Here is a 2434-nt window from a genome sequence, read left to right on the forward strand (position 1 = left end):
CGCGGCGCGCTGCCCGGCGGCGTGCCCGGCGTGGCCGCGGCCCGCGCGGTCGTCATCGGCGGCGGCGTCTCCGGCTGGAACGCCGCGCAGATCGCCATCGGCATGGGCTTCCACGTGACCCTGCTCGACAAGGACATCAACAAGCTGCGCGAGGCCGACCGCATCTTCGGCAACAAGGTGCAGACCATCGCCTCCAACGCCTACGAGCTGGAGAAGGCGGTCCTCGAGGCCGACCTCGTCATCGGCGCGGTGCTCATCCCCGGCGCCAAGGCGCCCAAGCTGGTCACCAACGAGCTGGTGTCCCGCATGAAGCCGGGAAGTGTCCTTGTCGACATCGCCATCGACCAGGGCGGCTGCTTCGAGGACTCCCGTCCCACCACCCACGCCGAGCCGACCTTCACGGTCCACAACTCGGTCTTCTACTGCGTCGCCAACATGCCCGGCGCGGTGCCCAACACCTCCACCCACGCGCTCACCAACGCGACGCTCCCGTACATCGTCGAGCTGGCCAACCGCGGCTGGCGCGAGGCGCTGCGCCGGGACGCCGCGCTGGCCAAGGGGCTCAACACCCATGAGGGCCAGGTCGTCTACGGGCCCGTCGCCGAGGCCCACGGACTGCCCTCCGTCGAACTGACCTCGCTCATCGGCTGAGGTCGCGCAGCCGGTCAACTCACGGCGACGGCAGGTCAACGCGAGCCGTCAACATCAGGTCAACACCGAGCATCCGGCCGGGTCTTGTCGCACGACAGGACCCGGCCGCGGGTGTGTCCGGAACGCCCCGGATCAGGCCCGACCAGGGCTTCGGTCAACTCGCCCTGAATGTAACTATCCAGACGCTTTGGGGGGTGGTGAAATCTCCGCAGCGCCCTTCATACGCCCTTGACATCGGGGTGTTCGATTGCCGACACATCGTGCCGTGTCCGGTGGATTGTGTTGCTGAGGACCGCCGACACGCCATAGAGTCGCCAACCGTCGGCATGGTGTCACGCTGACCTATCGAGAAATTTCCTGGTCACCAAGGAGGTAGGACGACTTGTGAATGAGTCGACATTTTCTCCCGGGGGTGGTCAACCAGGACCGGCTGCGCGGGGCCAGGGCCCCTCGGGGCTCGAGGCTGTCGGCTCCGTCGCTGTCCGTACCTTCGCAACCCACCAGAGCGTGACGAGCATGACCACAGCCCACCAGAGCCACAGCATGGACGGCCATCACGTGAACGCCATGGCCGGCGACCAGGGGGGCAACGAACCCGCCCGCTTCGCCGACTACGACGACCTGCCCGACGGGCACTTCTACGACCCGGACGCCGAGTACGAGCCCGATCCCGAATACGCGGCCACCCTCGCCCCCGACGCAGCCCGCCAGCGACGCGAGCGCATCGGCCCGACCGGTCGGCCGCTGCCGTACTTCCCGATCCCGGGGCCGCTGACCGACCACGGTCCCGCGAAGATCATCGCGATGTGCAACCAGAAGGGCGGGGTCGGCAAGACCACGTCCACCATCAACCTGGGCGCGGCCCTCGCCGAATACGGACGCCGGGTCCTGCTCGTCGACTTCGACCCGCAGGGCGCGCTGTCGGTGGGTCTCGGGGTCAACCCCATGGAGCTGGACCTCACCGTCTACAACCTGCTCATGGAGCGGGGCATGTCGGCCGACGAGGTGCTGCTGAAGACGGCCGTGCCCAACATGGACCTGCTGCCCAGCAATATCGACTTGTCGGCCGCCGAGGTGCAGCTCGTCAGCGAGGTGGCCCGCGAGTCCACGCTCCAGCGGGCGCTCAAGCCGCTGATGGCGGACTACGACTACATCGTCATCGACTGCCAGCCCTCGCTCGGCCTGCTCACCGTCAACGCGCTCACCGCGGCGCACAAGGTGATCGTGCCGCTGGAGTGCGAGTTCTTCGCGCTGCGCGGTGTGGCGTTGCTCACGGAGACCATCGAGAAGGTCCAGGAGCGGCTCAACCCCGACCTGGAGCTCGACGGCATCCTCGCCACGATGTACGACTCGCGCACCGTGCACAGCCGTGAGGTCCTCGCCCGCGTGGTCGAGGCGTTCGACAATCACGTCTACCACACGGTCATCGGCCGTACGGTCCGCTTCCCGGAGACCACGGTCGCCGGTGAGCCGATCACCACGTACGCGTCCAACTCCGTCGGTGCCGCCGCCTATCGCCAGCTCGCCAGGGAGGTGCTCGCCCGGTGTCACGCCGAGTGAGTCTGCCGGGAGCCGACGAACTGTTCCGCACCACCGGAGGGATGGGGCTCCAGTCCTCCTCGCCCGCGTCCGGCCGCCGCCAGGCGAACGGCGAGGCCCCACGGGTCCCCGCCCCCGCCACCGAGTCCGACCCGGGCGGCGGCGAGGCGGCGCCGGGCGGCGTACCGGCCGAAGGCGGCGAGCAGTCCGGCGCGGCCGAGCACAGCGGCCGGGAGGCCACGCC

The 2434-nt window shown here is 69.1% G+C and carries 2 protein-coding genes and 1 pseudogene; all 3 read left to right on the forward strand.

What is annotated here, in order from left to right; all coding sequences use genetic code 11:
* On the forward strand, positions 1-651 hold a 651-nt coding region (locus EEJ42_RS32345; RefSeq protein WP_425472998.1), incomplete at its 5' end, for an alanine dehydrogenase.
* Positions 652-1194: 543 nt separating this feature from the next.
* A complete protein-coding gene (locus tag EEJ42_RS32350) occupies positions 1195-2211 on the forward strand; it encodes a ParA family protein (RefSeq protein ID WP_039939394.1) in 1017 nt (338 codons plus the stop codon).
* A pseudogene (locus EEJ42_RS32355) lies at positions 2196-2434 on the forward strand (hypothetical protein); the annotation flags it as partial. The gene EEJ42_RS32350 and the pseudogene EEJ42_RS32355, both read left to right, overlap by 16 nt.

Source organism: Streptomyces botrytidirepellens (assembly GCF_003721215.1).
In the GTDB taxonomy this organism is placed as follows: Bacteria; Actinomycetota; Actinomycetes; order Streptomycetales; family Streptomycetaceae; genus Streptomyces; species Streptomyces himastatinicus.

Excerpts from the sequence above, each read along its gene's own strand:
- EEJ42_RS32350 (WP_039939394.1), top strand. The coding sequence starts at position 1,195 with ATGGACGGCCATCACGTGAACGCCATGGCCGGCGACCAGGGGGGCAAC.